This is a genomic window from Arthrobacter sp. NQ7 (genome assembly GCF_029581595.2).
Classification (GTDB): Bacteria; Actinomycetota; Actinomycetes; order Actinomycetales; family Micrococcaceae; genus Arthrobacter; species Arthrobacter phenanthrenivorans_B.
The window spans coordinates 189,154-213,332 of sequence record NZ_JARFXU020000003.1; the positions used below are offsets into that span (position 1 = coordinate 189,154).

A 24,179-nucleotide genomic window follows, 5' to 3' on the forward strand; every position below is an offset into this window, starting at 1 on the left:
CAACGACGGGGCCTAAAGTCGAACCGGCTGAGAACATCTTCGACAGAAGACTTATCTGGGAGGGCGTTTAGCCACCGGCCCAATGGCTAAAATTTCCCCCGCCTACAGCGCGTTCATCGTCGTCTTTGCCACAGCGCAGACAACGCTTGTACAACCGGCCGTCTTCGGAATGTTCGACATGCCACTTATGGCTGAAATTCAGCTTGCACAACAGGGCCTCAAACACAACCTTCTCCTGTCCCTATCTGACAAATAGAAATTGACGGCCTTTCGCGGACGCTGGAAGGTGCGGACAGATCTACCCCAGGGCAGTCCCCGGATGTCGGCTAGTTCATTTAGGGATTCGAGCCACGCTCCAGGGACACAGAGGGGTGTTGAGAAACCGGGAAGAGTGATCATCGCGCTGTCTACGGACGGAGATCTAACCTATCCCGCCTCCTCCGACTGGTCCTACCCAACCGCTGAACTCCCCTCCTCCTCTTTGGCGCTCATCATCGTCTTTTCCGCAGCGGAGGCAGCGCTTATACAAGCTGCCGTCTTCGGCGTGTTCGACGTGCCACTTATGGCTGATATTCAGCTTGCACCACAGAACCTCAAACATTGCCTACTCCGATCCGTGCAGTGAGCTGCCCTGCAATCTAATGATGGCCCTGATTCACTCCGGCCGGCACCGGCAAAAACTGGCCCTTCATCGGTTTCAGGACCAGCAGGAGCAATCCTCAGCCAGGAAAGGTGACGTGGTTGGCGGAATGGTTGGCGCCAAGTAGGTCGTGGTGGAACATGTTTGCGTCCTCAACCAGATCGTCGGCGACATTTCCAGGTGACCATCCATGAGTTCGTGGATGGTCACCTCCATGGTTTGCGATTGCTACTGCATTCCCCGTTGGGCATAGCGGGTCGAGTTGAGGTCCTGGCCCAGCGACGAGGGGATCACAGGATGCCCGCCGACCGCGTTTCGCTTTCGATGATCTTGCTGCCGCTGGTGCATTACTGGGTAACACGGAGGCCCCAATAGAATGTCAGACCCACCTTTCATAATGAACACATGGCAAGCGAAATGGTGGTTGAGGCTTTTGAGGTGATCGACGCCGCCATAGCCCTGCTCCGCACAGAGGTTAATCAGTCCCGTTACGGGAATCCCTCAGCGGCTGATCCACTGGCCGCCGTCGCTGACGCCTGCCTTGACATCCTGGCCGGGGTTGCACGTACGGAGGCCCGGGTCGCGGCATTGAAGTCGGCGGCAGTTGCTACGTACGCCGACTCCGCACGCTCCGCGGCTCCAGCCGGCAGGCCGGTTCAAGCGCAGGAAATGGCCATCGCTGCGGAGGTGGGGTGTGTACTCGCCATCGGCGACCGGGCAGCCGGCGCTCTACTGGCCCAGTCCTATGCCTTGTCAACGTCCCTGCCACTAACCCTGGCAGCCCTGCATGCCGGGAACGTGTCGTGGCATCACGCCCGAGTGATGGTGGACGAAACCGCAACCCTTGACTGCGAGGCCGCAGGGGCACTGGAATCACACTTCCTCCACCCGGACGTATGCAATGCTGACGGCAACTGCCCGGCTGGTGAAATGCCAGCCTATAGATTCCGGCGGAAAGTCAGGATCTGGCGGGAACGCCACCATCCGGACAGCATCGAGAAACGGCACATCAAAGGTGCACAGGACCGATGCCTGGAATACGCCCCGGAACAGGATGGCATGGCCCGGCTATCGGCTTACCTTCCCGCCGACCAGGCAAATGCGATCTGGAACCGATATACCGCCATCGCCCGCGGTCTGCAAGGTCCCCACGAAGACAGGACCCTCACGCAACTACGCGTAGACGCGTTCGCAGCGGCAGCCCTCCGACACGGTGGCGCCAAAACGGGTGCCGGGATGGGGGCATCCGGCAATGCCGAGGTCCCCACCCCCAGGACGGAAGTACTGGTTACCGTTCCAGTCTTCTCCCTGCTGGGGTTAACCGAAGAACCGGCGATGCTGGATGGGTACGGTCCCATTCCTCCCTCAATGGCACGGAAGCTTGTAGCCAATGGGGCGGACTCATTCCATCGGGTCCTCGTGGATCCAAGGGACGGGGCACCCTTGGAAATCGGCCGCACGAGTTATCGGCTCACCAAGCCCATCAGGAACTGGCTGCGGCTGCGCGACGGAAAATGCCCCTTCCCCGGCTGCAGCAACCATTCCCTCGACAATGAGGCAGATCACCTCCTGGCCTGGCACCACGGCGGAACCACCGGGATCAGCAACCTGGGACAGCCCTGCCCCAAACATCACAGGCTCAAACACGTCGCCGGTTGGAAACCAACGCGTGCGACCAAGGATGGGCCGCCCGGCTGGATCTCACCCTCAGGGCGCATTTACAAAAGCGAACATCAGGACTGGGAACCAGCCCAATGGCCGCCTTCAGTCCGGCCACGAGGTGGACAACGGCAACCGCCTTACCCACCCATGCCCACGAAGCCGGACGGGACAGTGGACCATCTTCACTGACCACCCTCCGTGGGAGAAGAATGCCTGCGCGCGTCTCTCAGTGCTGGATAGGCTCCCAACGGACCGCGCGGACGGCTGGGTTTCATCGGCGTTCCGAGGGTCGCAGGATGGTGTTCGCTGGCGTCCTGCAAGCCCCTGGATCCTGAAAAGCACAAGGGACCCTGCACTCGACGTGCAGAGTCCCTTGTTCACAGATACGAAGATATGGGGAGGATTCTAGAAGTCCCAGTCCTCATCCTCGGTGTTCACGGCCTTGCCGATCACGTAGGAGGATCCGGAGCCGGAGAAGAAGTCGTGGTTCTCGTCCGCATTCGGGGACAGGGCCGAGAGGATCGCGGGGTTCACGTCGGTGACGGATGCCGGGAACATCGCCTCGTAACCCAGGTTCATCAGGGCCTTGTTGGCGTTGTAGTGCAGGAACTTCTTCACGTCCTCGGCCAGGCCCACGCCGTCGTACAGATCGTGCGTGTACTGGACTTCGTTCTCGTACAGCTCAAAGAGCAGTTCGAACGTGTAGTCCTTGATTTCCTGGCGGCGCTCCTCGGACACGGTCTCCAGTCCGCGCTGGAACTTGTAGCCGATGTAGTAGCCGTGCACGGCCTCGTCGCGGATGATCAGGCGGATCAGGTCAGCCGTGTTCGTCAGCTTGGCGCGCGAGGACCAGTACATGGGCAGGTAGAAGCCCGAGTAGAACAGGAAGCTCTCCAGCAGCGTGGAGGCAACCTTGCGCTTCAGGGGGTCGTCGCCCTGGTAGTAGTCCATGACGATCTGCGCCTTCTTCTGAAGGTTTTCGTTCTCGGTGGACCAGCGGAAGGCTTCGTCGATCTCCTTGGTGGAGGCCAACGTGGAGAAGATCGACGAGTAGCTCTTGGCGTGCACTGACTCCATGAACGCGATATTCGTGTAGACGGCTTCCTCGTGCGGCGTCAGCGCATCCGGGATGAGGGAGACCGCGCCCACCGTACCCTGGATGGTATCCAGCAGGGTCAGGCCGGTGAAGACGCGCATGGTGAGCTGCTGCTCGGCCGGCGTCAGGGTGTTCCAGGACTGGACGTCGTTGGACAGCGGCACCTTCTCGGGCAGCCAGAAGTTGTTGACGAGTCGGTTCCAGACCTCCACGTCCTTGTCGTCCTGGATGCGGTTCCAGTTGATGGCCTCGACGTGGCTCAGAAGCTTGACCTTCTCGGTCATGTCATCCCCTCATTGTTGGGTGGTTCTCTAAGTTAAAGCGTACGACGGCGGGCGGTTGCCCGCCGTCGTACGCTCACGATTCGATTGAAGCTACAATCAAAGGGCGCAGCTCACGCAGCCCTCCACCTCAGTCCCTTCCAGCGCCATCTGGCGGAGGCGGATGTAGTAGAGCGTCTTGATGCCCTTGCGCCAGGCGTAGATCTGGGCCTTGTTGATGTCGCGGGTGGTGGCGGTGTCCTTGAAGAACAGCGTCAGGGACAGGCCCTGGTCCACGTGCTGGGTGGCAGCGGCGTAGGTGTCAATGATCTTCTCGTAGCCGATCTCGTACGCATCCTGGTAGTAGTCCAGGTTGTCGTTGGTGAGGTACGGGGCCGGGTAGTAGACGCGGCCGATCTTGCCTTCCTTGCGGATCTCGATCTTGGCAGCCACCGGGTGGATGGAGGACGTCGAGTTGTTGATGTAGGAGATCGACCCCGTGGGCGGGACAGCCTGCAGGTTCTGGTTGTAGATGCCGTGCTCCACGACGGAGGCCTTCAGCTCGCGCCAGTCATCCTGGGTGGGGATGTGGTGGCCCGCGAACAGTTCGCGGACACGCTCGGTCTCCGGGAGCCATTCCTGCTCGGTGTACTTGTCGAAGAACTCGCCGCTCGCATACTTGGAGTTCTCAAAGCCGCCGAACTTCTGGCCGGTCTCGATGGCCAGCCTGTTGGACGCCTGCAGGGCGTGGAACAGCACCGTGTAGAAGTAGATGTTGGTGAAGTCCAGGCCTTCTTCGGAGCCGTAGTGGACCCGCTCCCGTGCCAGGTAGCCGTGCAGGTTCATCTGGCCCAGACCGATTGCGTGGGACTTCGCGTTGCCCTCCGCCACGGACGGCACCGAGTTGATGTAGGACATGTCCGATACCGCGCTGAGCGCGCGGATGGCCGTTTCGATGGAGGCACCAAAGTTCGGCGAATCCATGGTCTTGGCGATGTTCATCGACCCGAGGTTGCAGGAGATGTCCTTGCCCACGGTCTGGTACGTCAGGTCCTCGTTGTACAGGGACGGCGTGGAGACCTGCAGGATCTCGGAGCAGAGGTTGCTCATGGTGATCTTGCCGGCGATCGGATTGGCCCGGTTCACCGTGTCTTCGAACATGATGTACGGGTAGCCGGATTCGAACTGGATCTCGGCGAGGGTCTGGAAGAACTCCCGGGCGCTGATCTTGGTCTTCTTGATCCGCGAATCGTCCACCATCTCGTAGTACTTCTCGGTGACCGAGACGTCGGAGAAGGGCACGCCGTAGACGCGTTCGACGTCGTACGGCGAGAACAGGTACATGTCCTCGTTCTTCTTGGCCAGCTCAAAGGTGATGTCCGGGATGACGACGCCCAGCGAGAGGGTCTTGATGCGGATCTTCTCGTCCGCGTTTTCCCGCTTGGTATCCAGGAACCGGTAGATGTCCGGGTGGTGGGCGTGCAGGTACACGGCCCCGGCGCCCTGGCGGGCACCCAGCTGGTTGGCGTAGGAGAAGCTGTCTTCGAGGAGCTTCATCACGGGGATGACACCGGAGGACTGGTTCTCGATCTGCTTGATCGGCGCGCCGTGCTCGCGGATGTTGGTCAGCGACAGGGCCACGCCGCCGCCGCGCTTGGAGAGCTGCAGCGCGGAGTTGATGCCGCGGGCAATGGACTCCATGTTGTCCTCGATGCGCAGCAGGAAGCAGGAGACGAGTTCGCCACGCTGGGCCTTGCCGGCGTTGAGGAAGGTGGGCGTCGCCGGCTGGAAGCGGCCGTCGATGATTTCATCCACCAGGCGGCTGGCAAGTTCTTCGTTGCCGCGCGCCAGGTGCAGCGCCACCATGCACACGCGGTCCTCGTAGCGCTCCAGGTAGCGCTTGCCGTCGAACGTCTTCAGCGTGTAGGACGTGTAGAACTTGAAGGCGCCCAGGAAGGTCTCGAAGCGGAACTTCTTCTTGTAGGCGCGGTTGAACAGCTCACGGATGAAGTTCATCGTGTACTGGTCCAGCGTCTCGCGCTCGTAGTACTGGTTCTTCACCAGGTAGTCGAGCTTCTCTTCCAGGTCATGGAAGAACACGGTGTTGTTGTTTACGTGCTGCAGGAAGTACTGGTGCGCGGCCTCACGGTCGGCGCCGAACTGGATCTCGCCGTTGGGACCATAGAGGTTCAGCATGGCGTTCAGCTCGTGGTAGCCCAGGCCCTTGTACGCGGCCGGCATCTCGGGCTTCTGTGCCCTGGTTACTTCTGTGTCTGCGACAGTCGTGTCCAAAACGTGTCCAATCCTTGGTTGACCCGGGTCACGTCGTCTGGCGTGCCCATTAATTCGAAGCGGTAGAGGTGCGGAACCCTGCACTTGGCAGCGATGATGTCGCCTGCCATGCAGTAGTTGTCGCCAAAATTCGTGTTGCCGGCGCCGATCACGCCGCGGATCAGCTGCCTGTTCTGCGGGTTGTTCAGGAACCTGATGACCTGCTTGGGGACGGAGCCTTCTCCCCCGGTGCCGCCGTAGGTGGGGACCACCAGCACATAGGGCCGGGTGGCGAGAAGGGGCGCGTCCTTGGCAAACAGTGGAATCCGGGCCGCGTCGCGGCCCAGCTTTGCCACGAAGCGGCTGGTGTTCTCCGATGCGGAGGAGAAATAGATGAGCCGGCTGTCGGTCACGGCCTCCAGCGGCCGGGCCGGCCCGCTGGCATCGAGTGGCAGGGCCGGCGGGGAGGCCTCCACACGCTGAGCCGCGTGGATTCCGGCAGCCGAGTGGATCGAATCAGCCGCAGGGCCCTGCTGTACTGCTGGTGCCGCGATGGATGTCACCTCAGCTGGTTGTTGGTTGCCGGCAGGAAGAGAGGACTTCCTAGGCGACGGAAGTAACGGCAGAAAGGGCCAGTTCCTCGATCTTGTCCGGGCGGAAGCCGGACCAGTGGTCCTGGTCGGTGACCACAACGGGTGCCTGCATGTAGCCCAGTGCCTTCAGGCGCTCGAGTGCCTCGGCGTCCTGGGAGATGTCAACGCTCTGGTAGGTGATGCCCTTCTTGTCGAGCGCCCGGTAGGTGGCGTTGCACTGAACACAAGCAGGCTTCGTGTAAACCGTTACGGTCATTGTCGCTGTCCCCTTAGTCGAAATCTTCGGCTGGTCCGGTGTCCCGGCCCAAGCTGTATGTAGATACTACATGTAGTGCAGACGCCTCTTTGGAACCCCAAGATGATGTATTACAAGTATGTCATTTAATGCACCGTTAATCCACAGGCAGGAGCCTTCAAAATGTCCGTGATCCCGGCGTTTTTGCGGACGGAATCCACATGCTGTGGAGTACTTAGCCACAATTAAGGCTTCCGCGTGTCGTGGAAAAGACGGCGTGTCGCACCCGTCCGCGGACAGCCCAGGGCAGCAAAAAAGGGGGCTCCGGGTGACCCACGGAACCCCCTCGGGTGAGCAAACGCACCCCCGGCTGTGCCTTACAGGATGGCCGGCCTGCTGCAGAGGATCTGCTCCACGCCCATCCGGCCCTCCGCGAAGCTGCGGAGTGCCCCCACCAGGTAAAGCCGCCACACCCTGACCACTTCGGCGCCCATCATGGCTTCGGCCCGTTCCTGGTTCCGGCTGAACGTGGCGTACCAGGCCTCGAGGGTGCGGACGTAATGGCGCCGCATCCCTTCCACCCCCTCGATTTCCAGGCCCGCGTCCTCCAGGAAGCCAAGGGTTTCGCCCACGGGACGCATATGCATGTCCGGGGCAATGAACGACTCGATGAACGGGCCGCCGCCCGGGTGCCTGCCGCGCCGGGACATCTGCTGGACCAGCACCTTGCCGCCGGGCACTACATTGTTGAACAGCGCCTTCGCGTACACGGGGTAATTCTTCTGGCCCACGTGCTCGCCCATCTCCAGGGAGGCAACGGCATCGAATGGCCCGTCCGGGACCTCGCGGTAGTCCTGGACCCGGATGTCAACGCGGCCTTCAAGCCCGTACTCCCTGATGCGGGCGTCGATAAATGCCTTCTGTTCGACGGACAGCGTGACACCCACCACCGACACGCCATAGTGGCGCGCGGCGTGCAGGCTCAGGGATCCCCAGCCGCAGCCGACGTCCAACATGCGCATCCCGGGGGCCAGGCCGATCTTGCGGCACACCAGGTCCAGCTTGTCCCGCTGGGCATCCTCCACCCCATAGCCTTCGCCCGGTTCACACAGCCAGTACCCGCTGGAGTAGGCCATCTGCGGATCCAGGATCAGGCCGTAGAAGTCGTTGCTGAGGTCGTAATGGTGGCTGATGGCGGCACGGTCACGGACCAGGCTGTGCAGGCGTCCCGTTACCTTCGCCTGCGTGGCGGGCGCCGCCGGCGGCGCCCCCAGCGCACCGGCCGCGCGGGCGATCCGGCCGATACGGGCCAGCACCGCAGGGGTTGGGCGGACTCCGGACAGCCGGCGGTGGCGCACCACCTCCCACAGCTGCTGCAGGGCGGAATTGAGGTCACCGTCGATGTCCAGTTCGCCGGTGACGTACGCCTGGGCTGCGCCCAGTTCGCCCGGTGCCCACAGCAGGCGGCGGATGGCATTGGGGCTGTTGAGCCGGACCACGGGCGCCCCGGCCGGACCGGCTTCGGAACCGTCCCATACCTTCAGTCGGACGGGAAGCTCACCGCCCACCACGGGCCGCAGCGCCTCGGCAATGGTTTCCGCGAGCGCCGCCGTCATTTGGCGGCTCCCGTACCGGGCAGGGTCTTCTTCCGGTCAAGGACGATCTGCTGCACGTCGAGGTATCCGGAGGCAAAGCCTGCCCGGGAGTAGCAGAGATAGAACAGCCACATCCGCTGGAAGACGGCGTCAAAGCCGAGCCGGGCCACCTCGTCCTGCCGTTCCATGAAGCGTTCCTCCCACAGGCGCAGCGTCTCGGCGTAGTGCTCCCCGAAGGCAAACCGTTCACGGACCTGCAGGCCCGTCTGCTTCTCGGTGATGTCCTCGATGGCGCGCACCGAGGGGATGACACCGCCGGGGAAGATGTACTTGTGGACCCAGGTGTAGCCCGTCCGGGTGGCGAGCAGGCGGTCGTGCGCGATGGTGATGGCCTGGATTGCCACCTTGCCACCCGGAGCCAGGACGCGCTCGATGGTCTGGAAGTAGGTGGCCCAGTACTGGTAGCCCACGGCCTCGATCATCTCGACGGACACCACGGCGTCGTACTCCCCTTCCACGGCCCGGTAGTCCTTGAGGTCGATGGTCACAGCGTCGGTGTAGCCGGCGTCGGCAACGCGTTTCCGCGCCAGCTCCTGCTGCTCGCTGGACAGGGTGACCGAGTAGACGGTGGCTCCGCGGGCGGCGGCGCGCAGCGCCAGCTCACCCCAGCCGGTGCCGATCTCCAGCACCCGCGTTCCGGGCCCGACGCCGGCCTTGTCCAGCAGGCGGTCGATCTTGGCCTGCTGCGCGGCGGCGAAGCCATCGCGCGTGGGGTGCCCGGGTGAACCGTTGCGGGTGGGAAACAGCGCACTGGAGTACGACATGGTGGGGTCGAGGAACGTCTCGAACAGTTCGTTGGACAGGTCGTAGTGCCGGGAGATGTTGGACCGGGTGTTTTCGGGGGAGTTGCGCTCGCTGCGCGGCTGGCGGGGAAGGAACAGGGCCCTGAGCTTCTGGAGGTATCCGGGAACCAGGGTTCCGGCCGTTGCGGCGAAGACCTCCAGGACGGCCGTCAGGTTTTCGGCATCCCAGTCCCCCGCCATGTACGCCTCGCCGAAGCCGATAAGCCCGCCGTCCCCCAGCCGGCGCGCGAAGTCGTCCGGGCGGTGGATGGTCATGACCGGGACAACGCTCCCTGCCGGCGCGGAGCCAAGGACCTGCCCGTCGGGGTACCGGACCTCGAGTGGAAGGCGCCGGACGGCGGCCTTGAAGATGCCCTCGGCAACCCGGGCAGCGATTCCGGCCTTGAGTCCGTCCGGGACGGTGGCGATCCCGGGCCAGACCGCGGGGTCGATGACGGCGGGGGCCTGGGGCACGGTGTAGGGAACGCTCCCGTCCACGGCTGCAGCGGTTCCATTGTCGTCGGTCATTGTCATTGAACTGCCTCCTGTGAGGTGTGGTGTGGCCTGGCAACGACGGGAAGGCGTCTTGCCCAGAGTTTAATGCCCTGCACCCTGATCAGGGCGGATACCAGCAGCGGCGCGGCCGGGACGCGGATGGCTGCTGCCAGGATGTTGCGGACGGTGGCCGGGTGCCGGCGCCCGTCCATGGTGGCGACGAAGGGCCGGTGCCCTTCCCGCTCAAGGATGATGGACACAGCCAGCCGGTCTCCGGGCGCCGGAAGCTTCATCCGGTACAGCCCGTCGACGTCGTTAAAGGGTGAAACGTAGAATGCCTTCGGCACTGAGGCGCGCCCGGCGGCGTCGGTCCGCAGCAGGTAGCAGTGCCGCTCGCCGTAGGTGTTGTGGACCTCGGCCACCACGCACTGCAGTTCCCCGCTGGACCGGTAGCACCAGAACAGCGTGAGCGGGTTGAAGACGTAGCCGAAAACCCTGGCGCTGGTGAGCATGTGGATGGGGCCGCCGTCGGGCTCAATGCCCTGGCTCCGCAGGTAGCGCTCCACGTTGGTCCGGAAGCCGGCGGCGGGGTCGCCCAGGTGGTCCCCGGCGCGGAAGACGGCCAGCGGCCGCAGCAGGAACGGCAGGCGCGGAAGGTCATCCACGTCCACGAACCAGCTGTAGCTCCGGTAGGTGAACGCATTCTTCAGTGGGGAACGCCGTACATGTGAAATGGACGTGCGGTAGATCGCGGCGCGCATGGTCATGCAGGTTCGGCGGCCAGCAGGTTCCGCTCCCCCTCGCCGCTGGCAGCGCCGGGGGCGTGGAGTGCCGGCCAGGTGCGGCCGAGCCTTTCGGCGGCGCGTACCCCGGAGAGGGCGCCGTCCTCGTGGAAGCCCCAGCCAAGGTAGGCCCCGGCGTAGGCGATGCGGTTGTCGGCCAATGCCGCGATGGCCTGCTGGGCCTGGAGCGATTCGGGGGTGTACTGCGGGTGTTCGTAGACCATCCGCTCCAGCACGGCGTCGTCGGCAATGAGTTCCGATTCGCCCAGGCTGACCAGGTAGGGCCGCCCGTCGGCCGGCCGGAGCCGCTGGAGCCGGGTCAGGTCGTAACTGACCAGGACCTTATCGGGGCGGGCATCGCAATCCGGAAGCCGGTAGTTCCAGGACGCCTTGGCGTTGTCCGAGCCCGGCAGGACCGCCGGGTCCTGGTGGAACACCGTGTGGTTCACCGAGTAGGGCATTCCGCCCAGGGCTTCCTTCTCCTCCGGAGTGGCGTCGGCCAGGAACCCGAGTGCCTGCGCCGGATGGGTGGCAATCACGACGGCGTCGTACTCTTCCAGCCCGTTGGCCGTTGCCAGTTCCACACCATCCGGGGTGCGCCGGATGGCGGTCACCGGGGTGTTGAGGCGGACGTCGGCCAGGGTCGCGGCGAGCTTCTCCACGTACCGGGCTGAACCGCCGGTTACCGTCCGCCACTGCGGCGAACCCTTGACGCCGAGCATGCCGTGGTGGCCGAGGAACGTGAACAGGTAGCGTGCCGGATAGGCCAGGGCGGTGGTCGGGTCACAGGACCAGACAGCGCTGACCACGGGGGTCATGAAATGGGAGATGAAGTAGGGGCTGAACTTTTCCCGTTCAAGGAACGCGCCAAGCGTCAGTTCCGGTACCTGCACGCCGCCGCTGACGGCCGACGGCGGCGCGGCCTTCAGCAGTTCCCTCGCCTTCCGGTAGAAACGGGTGACCTCCAGCAGCATCAGCAGGTAGCGTCCACGCAGCAGGCTTGAGGGCCGGGCGATGATGCCGCGGGCTCCTTCACGCGCGCCGGCGTACTCCAGTCCGCAGCCGTCACAGCGGATGGACATGCTCATTTCCGAGTCCTGGGTTTCCACGCCGAGTTCGGCGAACAACCGCAGCAGGGTGGGGTAGGTCCGTTCGTTGTGCACGATGAAACCGGTATCTACGCCGATGACGCTGCCGTCAGGCTGCTGCATGTCATGGGTGTGGGCATGGCCGCCCAGCCGCGAATCCGCTTCGAACAAGGTGACGTGGTCCTGGCGGTTCAGTACGTAAGCGGCCGTTAAACCTGCCACGCCGCTGCCGATGACGGCCACGCGTCGCGGTCCGCCTGCGCTTCCTGCTGGGTTGGGTGACATTCATGCTCCTCTGCTGAACATTTGCCGCTGTTGCCGGGTATACAGAGGACTATTCGGTGCGGCACCGGCAACGGATGGGTGCAGTACTGTGGGCTGGTGGTAAATCCCGTGCACCTGAAGACCCTCCTGGAGGTCACCCGGCTGGGTTCGTTCGCCGCGGCGGCCGCGACCCTCGGCTACACGGCCTCCGCCGTCTCGCAGCAGATGTCCGCGCTGGAACGGGAGACGGGCGTAACCCTCTTCAAGCGGTCGGCGCGGGCCGTGGTTCCCACGGAGGCCGCCGTCGTCATGACCAGGCACGCGGCGAAGGTGCTCACGGACATCGAGGCCCTGATGGCTGCCGCCTCAAGGACGCAGGATACGGAAAGCCAGGAGCTGCGGCTGGGGATCTTCCCCAGCCTTGCCACCTATGTGCTCCCCCGGATCCTGAAGAATCCGGCGTGGAAGAAGCTCGGCATCGACCTGCGGGTGTCCGTGGCGGAGCCTGGGCAGACCATCCAGGGGCTGCGGACCGGCGGCGACCTGGACCTGGCCGTGGTGTTCCAGGTGGGCCAGACCGGCTTTGCCTGGCCGAACACCATCAACCGGCAATGGATCGGCGATGACGATTTCCGTGTGGTGCTGCCGGCCGGCTGGGGCTTCCGGGCCGACGCCAAGGTGGCGGCCGACCATCTGTCCGAAATGCCGTGGATCATGCACCACCCCGGCACCAGTGACGCCATGGTGATCGAGCGGCTGTTCGCTGGCTGCAACCTGCATCCGCGGGTGGTGGCGCACAGCGACGATTTCCACGCCAGCCTGGAAATGGCCGCCGCGGGACTGGGCGCCGCCCTGGTGCCGGAGCTCGCACTGCGGAACAAGCCGGCGGGGGTGGTGGTGCTGGACGTACCGGAAATCCGGCTGGCCCGGAACGTGTTTGCCCTGCTCATAAATGACCGCAAGACGGCGCGCGTGCAGCTTTTCGTCGACCTTCTGGCCGAAACCCTCGCAGGGATGCGCACCGCGGTGAATTAGCGCCGAACGCTGGAATGGTCTGCCCTTCGGGTCTATGTTGAGACTATGAACAAGGTAGCGAGCCAGCACTTTGGGGAGATCGAGCTCAACCACGGCGTGGACCATCTCTTCGCCGCGAAGCACGAGCTGCGCGGCCACCCGCTGGAACTCGACCTGAACATCACAGCCCACGACCACTTCGATGAGGCCGCGCTCCGCAAGGTCGAGTACCGGCTCCGCTTCCTCCCCGAACTCGTTGACGAGGTCCGGGAAATGATTGCCGAAGAGCTGGAGCAGGAGGGCACCAGTCCCCAGGAGTACCTTCATTTCCACTGCAATGCCCTCAAGGAAGAGCACCTGCACAAGGTTTTCGGCGTCCAGGACCGCAGCCAGCTCACCAATGACGTCTTCTTGAAAGCCCTCAAGCTGGGCCATGTGGGGATCTACCCGGGCCAGCCGGAACGCTACTTCGTCCTGGATTTCACCCTGGGCGAGCATTTCACCGACGAGGTCCTGGTGGCATCCGCCGACCAGGACGGCGTGGTGGACGACGAGATTGTCTGGGAGTCCTGAAGGGACTGCTTCAAGCACAACGGCGGGCAACCCATGGAGACGGTTGATGGCGGGCGGAAGACCTGGCGGCTGGCGTCGTCGCTGCTTCTCGCCGGCGTAGTGGTCTCGATCCTGGCGGGCGTGCTGCACGCGGAGTCCCATGACGCGAACGACCATGTTGCTTCCTTCACCGCCTATGCCAACAGCGGGATCTGGACCGGCGTGCACCTGGGCCAGTTCGTAGGCATGGCCTTGGTGGGGGCGGGGCTGGTGTCCATGGCCGGCGCCTGCGGGGTGCAGCGGCATGGATTGGCGTGGACCGCACGCTTCGGGGCGCTTTCCGCCGCTGCGGCGGTTGCGCTCTACGGCGCCCTGCAGGCGGTGGACGGGGTGGCCTTGAAACAGGCTGTCGACGCCTGGGCTGCCGCTCCGGAACCGGACAAGGCCTCCCGTTTTGCCACGGCTGAGGGCATCCGCTGGCTGGAGTGGGGCATGCGCAGCTACCAAAGCATCCTGCTGGGTGCCGCGATGGTCATGCTGGGAATCGCCGTAGCCGCAACACACCGGGTCTCCCGGATTGCCGGCTACCTGCTGGCAGTATCCGGCCTCGCCTACCTGGTGCAGGGATGGATCATCGGGGAATCGGGATTTTCGGCGGCGAACTCCGTGCCGACGCTGGTGGCGATCGTGGCAGTGGTGGTCTCTGCCGTGTGGCTGGCAGCCGCCGCATGGCGGATGAAGCGGCAGCCGGCAACGGCCGGCCACGTAATGTGACCGGCCGTTCACCCGCTTCTTAAGGTTTGGACAGGCTCAACCACCCCGGGTTGAGCATGCCGGCAATCGGTTCTACTTCGCCCCCGCATCCGACGACGCCCCGGCAGGCTTTGCGCCGCTGTCCCGCCTCGAGGACGTCCTGCCCGTCTACGTTCAGCTGAAGCTCGCCGAAGCCGGTGCCGGCTGGGTCCAGCTCGACGAGCCCGCCCTGGTGGTCGACCGGCTGCCGTTGCGGCTGTGCCGCGGAAGGGCGAGCTTGTCCAGGACGTCCAGGGCGCTTTGGTGTTCGTTGAACGTGTAGATGTGGATGCCGGGGGCGCCGGCGTCAAGGGCGGCGTTGGCGAGGTCGACGGTGGCGTCGACGCCGATGTGCAGCCGCTCGAGGTCCGTGTCGGCGGCGGCCAGGCGTTCCATGAGTTCCGCCGCCGGCTCCACGCCGGTCAGTTCGCCCAGCCGGCGCAGGCGCCGGAGGCTGGTCAGCGGCATGACGCCGGGGATGATCGGAATGGTTACGCCGGCACGCCGGGCGCGGGCCAGGAGGTCCGCGTACTGCTCGGTCTTGAAGAACACCTGGGTGATGGCGAAGTCCGCGCCGGAGCGCTGCTTGGCCAGCAGGACCTCAACGTCGTGCTCTTCGCTGGGTGACTCCGGGTGCCTGGTGGGGTAGGCGGCGACGCCCACGGCGATCTTTCCGGCACAGAGCAGGGCTGAACGGCGCTGCTCGACACGGCGGATGAGTTCGATCAGGTCCTGGGCGTACCGGAGTGATCCGGCGGCCGGGGCGCTGGCGTCCTTGGGAAGATCTCCCCGAAGGGCCAGGATGCCCCGAACCCCGGTGTCCAGCAGTTCTCCCACAATGGCGGCGAGTTCCTGGGGGGTGTTGCCCACGCAGGTCAGGTGGGCCAGCGGCCGCAGGGTGGTTTCCAGCAGGAGCCGGTTGATGAGGTCGACGGCGGTGTTCCGGTTGGATCCGCTGGCACCGTACGTCACGGAGACATAGTCCGGCCCGGTGGTCTCGAGCTCCCGGATGGTGGTCCACAGGGTTTCGGCCGCCGCGGGAGAACGCGGCGGAAACAGCTCGTAGGAGAGCGCCACCGGGGCGGTGTCGGAGAGGTTGGGATGTGCGTCGCTAAGGCTTGGTGGTGACATTTGCGTCCTTGGCTTTGGGCCATTGACGTCTCCCGGACGGAAAATCAGGGAAACCGGCAATGAATTTGAGTTTGGGGAACACGGAGGGACTCCACCAGGGACGCAGCCGTGACTGTTACGCCTTGAATGAAGTAGTCCGTGAGCAAATGTCAGGCCCACATGGGGGCACCCACACCCTCCGTGACGGAGGATCGCTGACACGTTACCGCGGTAACTTGTGGACGACTCTATGGGGCGTTGCGGGGCCGGGACAAGTTGGAACCGAATTAAGACACAGTTTTACTGGATCTTTTCCAGACCGGCAGAATTTTCTTCGCCCACGCCTACCAGGGGCGGTCCGGCGCCGCTCCCCCGCCGCCGTCCAGGTATTCCCCGCGTTCCCGGCTGCCGTTCCTTTCCCGCTCCGCCCCGCGCGCGCTGTCCTGCAGTTGCTGCAGCCGGCTTTGCTGTGCATCTTCGGTCCCGTCCGGGGCGGACTCCGCCGGCCCCGTAGGCTGGTCCGCAGGTTGTCCGGCCGCCCCGAGCTTGCCTTCCAGCCGGTCCCTGGCATCCGCCAGCAGGCCGCTGGCTTCCGGTGCCACGGAGCCGCAGGCGTCAGGCGCCTGGCCCGCTGCCGCCAGAGCTTCCGTGTAAAGAGGGACGGCCGACGCCGGGTCCCCGGCCTGCAGCTGCCGGTCACCGAGGCGTTCAATCGCCAGCACCAGGTTCACGCGGATGAGGCAGGAGTCGGGCGAGCCATCCGGGGCCATGCCCAATGCCTTTTCAAACCGGGTCCGGGCAGTGCTGTAGTCCCCTTCCAGCACTGCGGCGTCACCGGAAGCGAACGGGCCTTTGTGCGGTTCGACGATGTTGGCGATGCCAAGTCCGCCCGCAGCTGCATCCACGGCACGGGCGTCACCGGCGGCGAAACCTGACGCCGCCTGGCCGCCGAGGATGGCCAGGCTGAGGAGTTTGGCGGCGACGCACAACGCCAGGAGCACAGGCAGTGCCGACCATGCCAGCAGACGGCGCCTCCGGTCGATGGCGGTCACCGCGCCGCCTCCTGTCGGCGGGTTGGCCGGAGGCCGTGCAGCTGCCGAAGGATGCCTGCGGCGTCCGGCAGGGCGGCGAGGAAGGCGCCGGCGGCAAGGAGCCAGTAGAGTTCCGCGGCGGCAGCCACGGATTCGGGCCCGTCGGTCCGGTCCACCGCACCGGGATGGGCCTTCTGCAGCAGGTCCGCCACGGAACCGACTGCGTCCCGGTGCACATACGGCACGCCAAGCTGGTCCGCAATGCGGCGCAGCCGTTCCTCGTCGATGACGGACAGCGCGTCGCCGGTGCTGCCGGCACGGTTGTCCTGGACGTACCCTCCGCTGCGCCCGCCTGCGGGACCTCCATCGGCGGTCCCGTCGTCGGACCCACCCCCTGTGTCTTCCGTCGAATGGGTGTCGTCCATCAAACGGGTGTCGTTCGTCAATCCGGTGTTTTTCTTCATCCGGCCCCCCGCGGCCGTTCCGTAACCCAGCACCGCTCCCCCTGCCACCAGCCCGCCGTCGAGCGTCATGGCTTCCGGTTCCTTGCCGCTGGTCTGTTCGCCGTCACCCAGGTAGTACACCAGCTGCGGCCGGGAGGGGTGGCTGTCCCGGGCCGCGGCCAACCGCTCAGCGAGCACGTGCCTGGCCGCCGTGATGCTGCTGCCCCTGGCGTAGGCCGTCACCTGGGGTTCCAGGACGTCGGTGATGGTTTGCAGGGCCAGGGTGTCGGTGCTGAGCGGCATCCGCACGTGCGCTGTGGTGTCGAAGGTAATCACGGAGAAGCGGGCACCGGGCAGTTGTTCCGCGATGGCCATGATGTCCTTCCTGGCACCCTCCAGGCGCGGCCTGCTGTTGCCGTAGTCCTCGGCCACCATGCTGGTGGTGGTGTCCACCACGAAGAACACGTTCAAGTCGGCGGTTGCGGCCGGCACGGTTCCGCCGGGCAGGCCGGGCCGCAACAGCGCCGCCAGGAGCAGCAGGAGCACAGCTCCCCGCCGCAGCCACGACCGCCGGTGTGCCCGGAAGCCCTGCAGCCGCCAAAGGACCAGGCACAGGACCAGCGCGGCCAGCAGCGCAACAGCGAGGGGCAGGCCCGGGATCTCCGAGAAGACGGCGCGCGGCGCACCCTGGATCGCTGCCGTTTCGGTCTGCTCTACGGCGCCCACGATGCCGGCCACTGCCCCAGGATTGTCCAGAGCATAGTAGGCGCCGCCGGTTGATTGCGCGGCGGCACGCAGCCGGGCCCCCGGCTGGTCGCCGTCCGCGCCATAGTCCAGGTCCGCCGGGTTCAGGGCGTAGACGTGGACGAACCGGTCCCTGGCCAGCTGGGCTGCCTGGTCCAGGGTCATGATCGGTTCGCCGGAGAGGAAGTTGTCCGTGGCCAGCACCACGGACAGCGAGCGCTGCGGCCCTTCCTGCGGCACCTCCCGCGGCGGAGCTGTGCCGGGAGGGAAACTGTTGAGGCAGGACGCCAGGCCGTCTCCGATCAGCGACGAGCCCCGGCCATTCCAGGTGCCGTCCAGGAAGCCGGAGCTTCCGGGTTTTCCGTCGAAGGCGTCTTTGGCGGCGCTGAGCTGCTCCCGGGCATAGGCATAGTCGTCGGTCAGCGGAAAGACCTGGATGGCGCTGCTGTCGAAGATGGTGAGGCCGATCCGCTCGCCGTCGAACTTTTCGGCCAGCTTCGCGAACACGTCCACCACCGCGGCATCGGCGCTGCTCATGGATCCTGATGCGTCCAGGCAGAGCATGACGTCGCGGTTGTGCTGCCCGGGGCTGATGGTGGTGACGTCGATGGGACGTGCTGCGGCTGTTGCCGCCGCAACAAGCAATACCGCGCACGCTGTTCCCGCCATGGCCAGCCGGCGCCGGTACCGGCGCAGGGCCGCCTGGTATTCCGGCAGAGCGGTGAGCCTGTCGGCGTGGGCCACGGGCCGTCGTCGCACATTGGAGCCTCTGTTGCGCCGGAGGGCGGCCCACACCGCCGCTCCTGCCGCAAGCGCCGCCACCGGCAGCAGCCACCAGAACATCAGCGCCATGCGCGCACCGCCGCTGCGGCTTTGGCGGCGGACGCGGCCACGGAGGGAGGTGGCCCCGGGCCGAACTCTGCGGGGTACAGTGCTTCGACGACCTCGGCCGCGGCCGGCAGCGGGTGCCGGGCCAGGTCCTGGTGGGTCATCCTGGTGGCATCCACTCCGGTGGCGTCCCGGACGAACCCGCGCAGCAGGAGGCTGATCTGCTGGTGCGCGGTCCGTGCATCGAGGGCGCCGGCCGCGGCCTCCCGGTCCACGTCCTGGATGCGCTGCAGGTAGGCCGCCTTAAGCGCCGGCAGGTCGGTCAGGGTGGAGCGCGCGCTGCCTTGGCGTGGCGGCGGGGCGGTGCGGGTACCGGCAAACACGGCCACGTACCAGGCAGCCACCAGTGCCAGCAGGGCCAGGCCGCACCACAGCCAGAGCGGACTGTAGTGGAGGGGACCGTAGAACCCGGAATTATCCTGCACGGCGGTGCCTCTCCAGGAGCGCGAAAAGGGCGGTAAGGACGTCCCCGCTGCCTTCCACTTCCCCGTCCGCGATCCCGGCAGCGCGGAGCATGGCCCTGCGTCCGGTATCCCGCTCGGCGGTGGCCTTTGCATAGGCGTCAGCTACCTCGGCGGACAGGGCCGGCTGTGAAGCCAGCCGGGAGGAATCGGCCACACTGTAGGACTCCGCGCCGGTGTCCGGATTCCAGACCGGGTTCCAGCCGTTCCCGGCGCCCCGGGAGGGTGACAGGTCGGCATCCCGCACCGTCAGCCAGAGGACTTCGTGCTGGGCGCGGAGCCTGCGCAGCAGCTTTGCGGTGGCCGGGTCCCCCGCCAGTTCGTCCGCCACGACGAAGAGCAGGTGGCGGCCCGTGATGTTGCGTGCCACGTAGTCGAGCTGGTCCTCGATCCTGCTGGCAGCCCCGTCAAGCGTGGTCTGCGAGTCCACGTGCCGCAGCAGCCGTTCCAGGTGGGCCTCGCCGCCCTTGGCCGGAAGCTGGCGGGTGGCCGAGGAGTCCCCGCACACCAGCCCCACCAGGTCGCCGTGGCGGTGGGCCAGGTAGCCCAGGACCCCCAGTGCCAGCACGGCAATGTCCTTTTTCACTTCACCGGACCGTGCCTCCGCCGCCATGTTGCGCCCCGTGTCCGTGATGAGCAGGACGGTCTGCCGCCGGACGGCCACATACCGCCTGATCAGCGGTGAGCCGTGGCGCGCGGACGCCTTCCAGTCGATGTCGCGGACGTCATCACCCGGCACGTAGGCGCGCAGGTCGTCAAAGTCCAGGCTGCGTCCCCTGAAGACGGAACCGTATTCGCCGTCGAGCATCCCGCGTGCTTTGCGGTGCGCGAAGATGGCCATTTTCGACTTGACCCGGTGGAGGAGGCTCGCCATGGAGGTTCAGGGGGTCTGGACGGCGGCGACGATGGCGTCAATCACGGTCTCCACCGGGACCTGCTCCGCCACGGCGTCGAAATTCAGGATCAGCCGGTGCCGCAGTACCCGGTGTGCCAGGGACCTGACGTCCTCGGGAATGACGTGGTCCCGGCCGTTCAGCAGGGCCACCGCACGGGATGCCTGGCTGAAGGCGATGCTGGCACGGGGGCTGGCGCCGAACTCGATGAACCCGGCGAGCCTGGCGTCGATGTACTGGGAGGCGTTCCGCGTGACGTACACCAGCCCCACGATGTAGTTGATGACCGCCGGGTCGATGTAGATGCGCCGGGTCAGCTGCTGGATCTCCGTGATGGCGTCCAGGGACGCGGCGGCCGGCGGCTTTTGCGCAGGGGTGAAGACGCCGGCGTCGATCCTGCGGATGACCTCGGCTTCTTCAGCTGGTGTGGGGTAGTCCAGCACATCTTTGAGCATGAAGCGGTCCATCTGGGCCTCGGGCAACTGGTAGGTGCCTTCCTGCTCGATGGGATTCTGGGTGGCCAGGACCAGGAACGGCGAGGGCAGGGGGTAGTCCTGTCCGCCGATGGAGGTCTGGCGTTCCTGCATGGCTTCCAGCATGGCGCTCTGGGTCTTAGCGCTGGAGCGGTTGATCTCGTCGAGCAGCACGATGTTGGCGTGGACCGGGCCCAGCTGGGTCCGAAAGGTTCCTTTCGCTGCGTCGTAGATCTGGGTTCCCACGATGTCGCTGGGCAGCAGGTCGGGGGTGCACTGGATGCGCCGGAACCCCGCGCTGACGGCGTCGGCCAGGGTTTGGGCGGCCGTGGTCTTCGCCAGGCCCGGGACGCTCTCGAGCAGGATATGGCCGCCGGTCAACAGGCCCACCAGAAGGGACTCACGCAGCCGTGCCTGGCCCACCACCTTCGCATCGAAGGTGCGCGAGATGTTGCCGGCCACCTGCTGTGCCCTGGCCAGCTCCGCCGGCTGGATGGTTGCTGGCATGCTGGTCGAAAGCACTGTTCCCCCTGGTGACGGTGTTGGGACTGGGCCGGCCCTGTCCCGCCCGCCATCCTATCCAAGCGGACCACCTGAAACCCGGCAATGGGCACCCCTCCCCATGCGGGGCCGGCAGGTCTATTCTTTTGCCATGATTGAGCTTCCAGCCAGTTACAAGGAATATCTCGCCGACAAGAACGAGCACTTTGTCGATACGGTCAGGCCGGTCCTGATGCAGTCGGCAGCGGAGAAGCTGCACGGGGTCCGTGTGGTCAACAACCCCACCGGCCACCAGGCGCACCTGGACGACACCCTGCCGTTCGGCGTTGTGCTCGAGGATATCGATTAGCCCCTGACAGCCCCCGCGAGGGCCATCGCATTGCCGGACCCGCGCGCGACGAGCACGTAAAGCGCCAGGACCGGGATGGAATAGAGAATTGAAAACGCGGCCAGCTGGCCGTATGCGACTGCCCCGTGCTGGCCGAAGAAACTGAAGATGGAGACGGCAGCCGGCTGCCGGTCCTCGGACAGCAGGAGCACGAACGGGACGAAGAAGTTCCCCCACGCCTGGATGAACACAAAGATGAACACGACGCCTAGGCCCGGCCGCATGAGCGGCAGCACGATGGACCGCAGCGCACCCAGCCGGGAGGCACCGTCCACCCAGGCCGCTTCCTCCACCTCCAGCGGCACGGAGTCCATGAAATTCCTGGTCATCCAGATGGCCATGGGCAGGCTCGTGGCGGCCAGGAACAGAACGGTGGCGGCCGGCGAGTCGAGCAGCCGGAACTGCACGAACAGGCCGTAGACCGGGACCATGATGGCGGTGACGGGCAGGCAGGTGCCGAAGAGGATGCCGTACATGAACGGGGTGTTGAAGCGGGACCGGTAGCGGGACAGCGGATAGGCGGCAAGCACGGCCGCGGCCAGTGTCACTACACCCGTCCCGGCTGACAGCAGCAGGCTGTTCCAGAGTGGCCGGAACAGCAGCGCAGGGGTGAACACCGCGGCAAAATTATCCAGGCCCGGCCGCTCCGGAATCCTGGTGGCGTGGCCCGCTGCGGGATCCAGCGAACCGAACACCAGCCACAGCAGCGGCAGCAGGAAGCAACCACCGATCAGCAGCAGGACCAGGTCCGCCCAGGCGCTGCCGCGTTCGCGGGCGGTCCCCCGGCGTGCGGCCGGGTGCAGGGGCCGCCGCTCCCGTACGGCCGCGGTCACGGCTTCTGCTCCCTCAGCAGCCGGAGGTAGGCTGCCCCGAACACGGCTCCGATGAGGATCAGGACCGTGGCCACGGCGGTGCCGTAGCCAATGTCACCGAACTTGAAGGCTTCCTGGTAGGCCAGGACCGGCAGCGTGGTGCTGGCGTTGGCCGGTCCGCCGGCCGTCAGGACCCAGATCAGCGTGAAGACCGCCAGGGTCTGCAGCGTGACCAGCATCAGGTTGGTGGCGATGCTGCCCCGGATCACGGGAAGCGTGATGAAGGAGAACCGCTGCCAGGCGCCGGCCCCGTCCATGTGGGCGGCTTCGAGCAGTTCGGCCGGCACGCTGTTCAGGGCTGCCCGGTAGACGAGCATGGAGAAGGCGGTTCCCCGCCAGACGTTCGCCAGGACGACGGCGGCCATGGGCACGGCATAAAGCCAGTCAACGTCCGGCGCCCCGAACCGGCCCAGCAACTGGTTGAGCGTGCCGTCCCGGCTGAAGAAGGCATAGGCAGCGAAGGCGGCCACGATTTCCGGCAGGACCCAGGCGGCCACGACGGCGGTTCCCACGGTGGCCGCTACAACCGGACGTGCGCGGCGCATGAGGACCGCAAGGGCCAGCCCCAGCACGTTCTGGCCCAGAACGGCCGATCCCGCCACGAACAGGACGGTCAGCCCAAGGGAGAGCGGAAAAACAGGGTCCTGGGCCAGCCGCTGGTAGTTCTCCAGGCCCACCCACTCAGGATTCCTGGCGTGCCGGCCCGTGAGCGCGGCATTGGTGAGCGAAGCCTGGAACGCCCACAGCACCGGACCGGCGAGGAAGACGAGCAGCAGCACGACGGCGGGCAGCACCGGCAGGTACCGAAGCACGTGCCGGCGGCGCGGGGTGGCCGGCATGCTACTTCCGGATGGTCTTGTCGCCGCCCACGATGCCCGCCACCGCGGTGTCATAATCGGCCGCTGCCTGTTCCGGGGTCCTGCTGCCGGTGATCACGGCCTCGGTGGCTTCCTGCACGGCGGCTGAGATCCGGGGGTAGTCCGAAGTGGCGGGCCGGTAGTTGGTGACGGCGACCAGTCCGGAGACGTCCTTCACGAACGGGTTGGCCGCCTGGTAGCCAGGGTCGGCGGCGACGTCGGTGCGCACGGCGATCTGCGAGCTGGCAACGGTGAACCCCAGCGAGTTTTTCGCATTGAGCGCGGTGGTGAGGAAATTGAAGGCGAGATCGGGCTGCTTGGTTTCCGCGCCGACGGCGAGGGTCCATCCGCCGGACATGCTGACGGCCCCGGGTGCCGCACCGTTTTGGGTGGGGAACGGAGCCACACCCATGTCGTCCCCGTACGCCGGCCATTCGTAGCTGCCGCCCTTTTGCCAGAACGACGGCGCGTAGGAACCTTCAACCGTTGCCCCGAGCTGGGCTTTGGGGAACCATTCACCAAACACCTTCTTCCAGATGTTCGGGTCCAGGGCCTGGGCCGGTGCCACCGCCAGGTTTTCCCGGTACAGGGTCTGAAGGAAGGTCAGGGAGTCCTTGAAACCGGCAGAACCGACCACCCACTTCCTGGATTCCTTGTCGTAGAGGCCCGCCCCAGTGCCGTACAGGAGTTCGTAGAACCCCTGCATGACGGTCCCCTCGCCGGTGCCCTTGCCGGCGTAGAGGTTGAACGGGATCACGTCCGGATTTGAGGCCTTGATCTTACGGGCGGTATCCAGGATGTCCTGCCAGCTGGCCGGTCGCCACGGCAGGGTGATACCGGCGGCCTGGAAGACTTTCTTGTTGTACCAGATGGCCCTCGTGTCGGTGCCAAGCGGCACCGCGTACGTGCCGCCGTCGTCAGCCTTGCCTGCCTCCTTGGCGCGGGCGTCGAACTTGGCCCACTCGCCCCAGCCGGCCAGGCGGCTGTCAAGGTTCAGGAGGTAGCCGGCATCGACGTCTGAGCGGACCTTGAAGGTGTCCTCGTAGAAGACATCGGGAGCGGTGGACGGCGAACGCAGCGCCAGGGCAAGTTTGGTGCCGTAGTCGTCGTCATTGGCCTGGATGGGCTGCAGCTCAACGGTCACGCCCTGGTTGGCGGCCTCAAACTCCTTTTTCGCGTCCTGGAACATGGTGTCCAGGGCAGTGAAGGAGTCGGTTTTCTGGTATGCCACCTTGATGGTCCTGGTGCCACCGGCGGGATCGGCGGGGGTGCAGGCCGCGAGGGCCAGGACTGCCGCCGCCATCAGGGATACTGCCTTCGATACCCGGCGAAGCATC

23 protein-coding genes and 1 pseudogene are annotated in these 24,179 nt (G+C 65.7%); 7 read left to right on the forward strand and 17 right to left on the reverse strand.

The features are described from left to right. Window positions 1–82 precede the first annotated feature (82 nt). Both PUN71_RS05685 and PUN71_RS05690 read left to right on the forward strand, forming a co-directional pair. Complete coding sequence (locus tag PUN71_RS05685) at window positions 83–256, forward strand: hypothetical protein (protein ID WP_277797649.1); 174 nt, start codon at window positions 83–85, stop codon at window positions 254–256. Window positions 257–1,045: 789 nt separating this feature from the next. After that, window positions 1,046–2,491 carry an HNH endonuclease signature motif containing protein gene (locus PUN71_RS05690; protein WP_277797651.1) on the forward strand — a complete coding sequence of 482 codons (1,446 nt, stop codon included), beginning with the start codon at window positions 1,046–1,048 and terminating at the stop codon, window positions 2,489–2,491. A 216-nt stretch (window positions 2,492–2,707) separates the two neighbouring features. Here PUN71_RS05690 and nrdF read toward each other — a convergent pair whose 3' ends face one another. The 8 genes from nrdF to PUN71_RS05730 all read right to left on the reverse strand — a co-directional run bounded on the left by nrdF (window position 2,708) and on the right by PUN71_RS05730 (window position 11,844). Beyond that, window positions 2,708–3,682: a class 1b ribonucleoside-diphosphate reductase subunit beta gene (gene nrdF, locus PUN71_RS05695; RefSeq protein ID WP_043451063.1), complete on the reverse strand. Its 975-nt coding sequence runs from the start codon at window positions 3,680–3,682 to the stop codon at window positions 2,708–2,710. Between the two features lie 96 nt (window positions 3,683–3,778). Next, window positions 3,779–5,899, reverse strand: a complete 2,121-nt coding sequence (gene nrdE, locus PUN71_RS05700; protein WP_277797725.1) for a class 1b ribonucleoside-diphosphate reductase subunit alpha — start codon at window positions 5,897–5,899, stop codon at window positions 3,779–3,781. 20 nt (window positions 5,900–5,919) lie between these two features. Beyond that, window positions 5,920–6,384, reverse strand: a complete 465-nt coding sequence (gene nrdI / locus PUN71_RS05705) for a class Ib ribonucleoside-diphosphate reductase assembly flavoprotein NrdI (protein ID WP_277797726.1) — start codon at window positions 6,382–6,384, stop codon at window positions 5,920–5,922. Window positions 6,385–6,532: 148 nt separating this feature from the next. Then, on the reverse strand, window positions 6,533–6,778 hold the full coding sequence (gene nrdH, locus PUN71_RS05710) for a glutaredoxin-like protein NrdH (RefSeq protein WP_043451057.1): 246 nt from the start codon (window positions 6,776–6,778) through the stop codon (window positions 6,533–6,535). A gap of 356 nt (window positions 6,779–7,134) precedes the next feature. Continuing rightward, window positions 7,135–8,373, reverse strand: a complete 1,239-nt coding sequence (locus PUN71_RS05715) for a class I SAM-dependent methyltransferase (protein ID WP_277797652.1) — start codon at window positions 8,371–8,373, stop codon at window positions 7,135–7,137. Further along, entirely contained in the window at window positions 8,370–9,728 is a 1,359-nt protein-coding gene (locus PUN71_RS05720) for an SAM-dependent methyltransferase (protein WP_277797653.1), read from the reverse strand. Before PUN71_RS05720 ends, PUN71_RS05715 begins: the two co-directional genes overlap by 4 nt. Further along, window positions 9,725–10,456, reverse strand: coding sequence for a DUF1365 domain-containing protein (locus PUN71_RS05725; protein ID WP_277797654.1), 732 nt, complete (start codon window positions 10,454–10,456; stop codon window positions 9,725–9,727). Before PUN71_RS05725 ends, PUN71_RS05720 begins: the two co-directional genes overlap by 4 nt. Next, the gene (locus PUN71_RS05730; protein WP_277797655.1) at window positions 10,453–11,844 is read right to left on the reverse strand and encodes an NAD(P)/FAD-dependent oxidoreductase; all 1,392 of its coding nucleotides are present in this window, start codon (window positions 11,842–11,844) and stop codon (window positions 10,453–10,455) included. The genes PUN71_RS05725 and PUN71_RS05730 overlap by 4 nt, the downstream gene beginning before the upstream one ends. Before the next feature lie 96 nt (window positions 11,845–11,940). Here PUN71_RS05730 and PUN71_RS05735 point away from each other — a divergent pair, with 96 nt between their 5' ends. The 4 genes and pseudogenes from PUN71_RS05735 to PUN71_RS23155 all read left to right on the forward strand — a co-directional run. Continuing rightward, the gene (locus tag PUN71_RS05735; RefSeq protein WP_043451149.1) at window positions 11,941–12,858 is read left to right on the forward strand and encodes a LysR family transcriptional regulator; all 918 of its coding nucleotides are present in this window, start codon (window positions 11,941–11,943) and stop codon (window positions 12,856–12,858) included. Between the two features lie 45 nt (window positions 12,859–12,903). After that, window positions 12,904–13,410: a DUF2004 domain-containing protein gene (locus PUN71_RS05740; RefSeq protein ID WP_043451050.1), complete on the forward strand. Its 507-nt coding sequence runs from the start codon at window positions 12,904–12,906 to the stop codon at window positions 13,408–13,410. A 33-nt stretch (window positions 13,411–13,443) separates the two neighbouring features. Continuing rightward, entirely contained in the window at window positions 13,444–14,163 is a 720-nt protein-coding gene (locus tag PUN71_RS05745) for a hypothetical protein (protein WP_277797656.1), read from the forward strand. A 118-nt stretch (window positions 14,164–14,281) separates the two neighbouring features. Further along, a pseudogene (locus PUN71_RS23155) lies at window positions 14,282–14,329 on the forward strand (hypothetical protein); the annotation flags it as partial. Here the strand turns inward: PUN71_RS23155 and PUN71_RS05755 are convergent. The 6 genes from PUN71_RS05755 to PUN71_RS05780 form a co-directional block, all read right to left on the reverse strand. Continuing rightward, a complete protein-coding gene (locus PUN71_RS05755; RefSeq protein WP_277797657.1) occupies window positions 14,317–15,312 on the reverse strand; it encodes a methylenetetrahydrofolate reductase in 996 nt (331 codons plus the stop codon). The pseudogene PUN71_RS23155 and the gene PUN71_RS05755 sit on opposite strands and share 13 nt — an antisense overlap. Window positions 15,313–15,635: 323 nt before the next feature. Beyond that, window positions 15,636–16,343, reverse strand: a complete 708-nt coding sequence (locus tag PUN71_RS05760) for a hypothetical protein (RefSeq protein ID WP_277797658.1) — start codon at window positions 16,341–16,343, stop codon at window positions 15,636–15,638. After that, window positions 16,340–18,361, reverse strand: coding sequence for a VWA domain-containing protein (locus PUN71_RS05765; protein ID WP_277797659.1), 2,022 nt, complete (start codon window positions 18,359–18,361; stop codon window positions 16,340–16,342). The genes PUN71_RS05760 and PUN71_RS05765 overlap by 4 nt, the downstream gene beginning before the upstream one ends. After that, window positions 18,352–18,822, reverse strand: a complete 471-nt coding sequence (locus PUN71_RS05770) for a hypothetical protein (protein WP_277797660.1) — start codon at window positions 18,820–18,822, stop codon at window positions 18,352–18,354. Before PUN71_RS05770 ends, PUN71_RS05765 begins: the two co-directional genes overlap by 10 nt. Next, window positions 18,812–19,732, reverse strand: a complete 921-nt coding sequence (locus PUN71_RS05775; protein ID WP_277797661.1) for a DUF58 domain-containing protein — start codon at window positions 19,730–19,732, stop codon at window positions 18,812–18,814. The genes PUN71_RS05770 and PUN71_RS05775 overlap by 11 nt, the downstream gene beginning before the upstream one ends. A 6-nt stretch (window positions 19,733–19,738) precedes the next feature. Then, on the reverse strand, window positions 19,739–20,731 hold the full coding sequence (locus tag PUN71_RS05780) for an AAA family ATPase (protein WP_277797662.1): 993 nt from the start codon (window positions 20,729–20,731) through the stop codon (window positions 19,739–19,741). Window positions 20,732–20,846: 115 nt separating this feature from the next. On the opposite strand from PUN71_RS05780, the gene PUN71_RS05785 reads away from it, so the two are divergent. Next, a complete protein-coding gene (locus tag PUN71_RS05785) occupies window positions 20,847–21,074 on the forward strand; it encodes a hypothetical protein (RefSeq protein ID WP_043451041.1) in 228 nt (75 codons plus the stop codon). On the opposite strand, the gene PUN71_RS05790 is transcribed toward PUN71_RS05785, so the two are convergent. From PUN71_RS05790 to PUN71_RS05800, 3 genes are read right to left on the reverse strand one after another with little or no spacing between them, the layout of a single operon-like run. Continuing rightward, complete coding sequence (locus PUN71_RS05790) at window positions 21,071–21,946, reverse strand: carbohydrate ABC transporter permease (protein ID WP_436976226.1); 876 nt, start codon at window positions 21,944–21,946, stop codon at window positions 21,071–21,073. The genes PUN71_RS05785 and PUN71_RS05790 overlap by 4 nt on opposite strands. Continuing rightward, window positions 21,943–22,824, reverse strand: a complete 882-nt coding sequence (locus PUN71_RS05795) for a carbohydrate ABC transporter permease (protein ID WP_277797663.1) — start codon at window positions 22,822–22,824, stop codon at window positions 21,943–21,945. The genes PUN71_RS05790 and PUN71_RS05795 overlap by 4 nt, the downstream gene beginning before the upstream one ends. A gap of 1 nt (window position 22,825) precedes the next feature. After that, entirely contained in the window at window positions 22,826–24,178 is a 1,353-nt protein-coding gene (locus PUN71_RS05800; protein WP_277797664.1) for an extracellular solute-binding protein, read from the reverse strand. Window position 24,179: the final 1 nt, after the last annotated feature.

Coding starts and splice junctions, on each gene's coding strand:
- PUN71_RS05725 (WP_277797654.1), bottom strand. CDS start 10,456: ATGACCATGCGCGCCGCGATCTACCGCACGTCCATTTCACATGTACGG.
- nrdH (WP_043451057.1), bottom strand. CDS start 6,778: ATGACCGTAACGGTTTACACGAAGCCTGCTTGTGTTCAGTGCAACGCC.
- PUN71_RS05780 (WP_277797662.1), bottom strand. CDS start 20,731: ATGCCAGCAACCATCCAGCCGGCGGAGCTGGCCAGGGCACAGCAGGTG.
- nrdE (WP_277797725.1), bottom strand. CDS start 5,899: ATGCCGGCCGCGTACAAGGGCCTGGGCTACCACGAGCTGAACGCCATG.
- PUN71_RS05715 (WP_277797652.1), bottom strand. CDS start 8,373: ATGACGGCGGCGCTCGCGGAAACCATTGCCGAGGCGCTGCGGCCCGTG.
- PUN71_RS05785 (WP_043451041.1), top strand. CDS start 20,847: ATGCGGGGCCGGCAGGTCTATTCTTTTGCCATGATTGAGCTTCCAGCC.
- PUN71_RS05685 (WP_277797649.1), top strand. CDS start 83: ATGGCTAAAATTTCCCCCGCCTACAGCGCGTTCATCGTCGTCTTTGCC.
- PUN71_RS05730 (WP_277797655.1), bottom strand. CDS start 11,844: ATGTCACCCAACCCAGCAGGAAGCGCAGGCGGACCGCGACGCGTGGCC.
- nrdF (WP_043451063.1), bottom strand. CDS start 3,682: ATGACCGAGAAGGTCAAGCTTCTGAGCCACGTCGAGGCCATCAACTGG.
- PUN71_RS05795 (WP_277797663.1), bottom strand. CDS start 22,824: ATGCCGGCCACCCCGCGCCGCCGGCACGTGCTTCGGTACCTGCCGGTG.
- PUN71_RS05745 (WP_277797656.1), top strand. CDS start 13,444: ATGGAGACGGTTGATGGCGGGCGGAAGACCTGGCGGCTGGCGTCGTCG.
- PUN71_RS05800 (WP_277797664.1), bottom strand. CDS start 24,178: ATGCTTCGCCGGGTATCGAAGGCAGTATCCCTGATGGCGGCGGCAGTC.
- PUN71_RS05765 (WP_277797659.1), bottom strand. CDS start 18,361: ATGGCGCTGATGTTCTGGTGGCTGCTGCCGGTGGCGGCGCTTGCGGCA.
- PUN71_RS05720 (WP_277797653.1), bottom strand. CDS start 9,728: ATGACAATGACCGACGACAATGGAACCGCTGCAGCCGTGGACGGGAGC.
- PUN71_RS05740 (WP_043451050.1), top strand. CDS start 12,904: ATGAACAAGGTAGCGAGCCAGCACTTTGGGGAGATCGAGCTCAACCAC.
- PUN71_RS05755 (WP_277797657.1), bottom strand. CDS start 15,312: ATGTCACCACCAAGCCTTAGCGACGCACATCCCAACCTCTCCGACACC.
- PUN71_RS05775 (WP_277797661.1), bottom strand. CDS start 19,732: ATGGCGAGCCTCCTCCACCGGGTCAAGTCGAAAATGGCCATCTTCGCG.
- PUN71_RS05690 (WP_277797651.1), top strand. CDS start 1,046: ATGGCAAGCGAAATGGTGGTTGAGGCTTTTGAGGTGATCGACGCCGCC.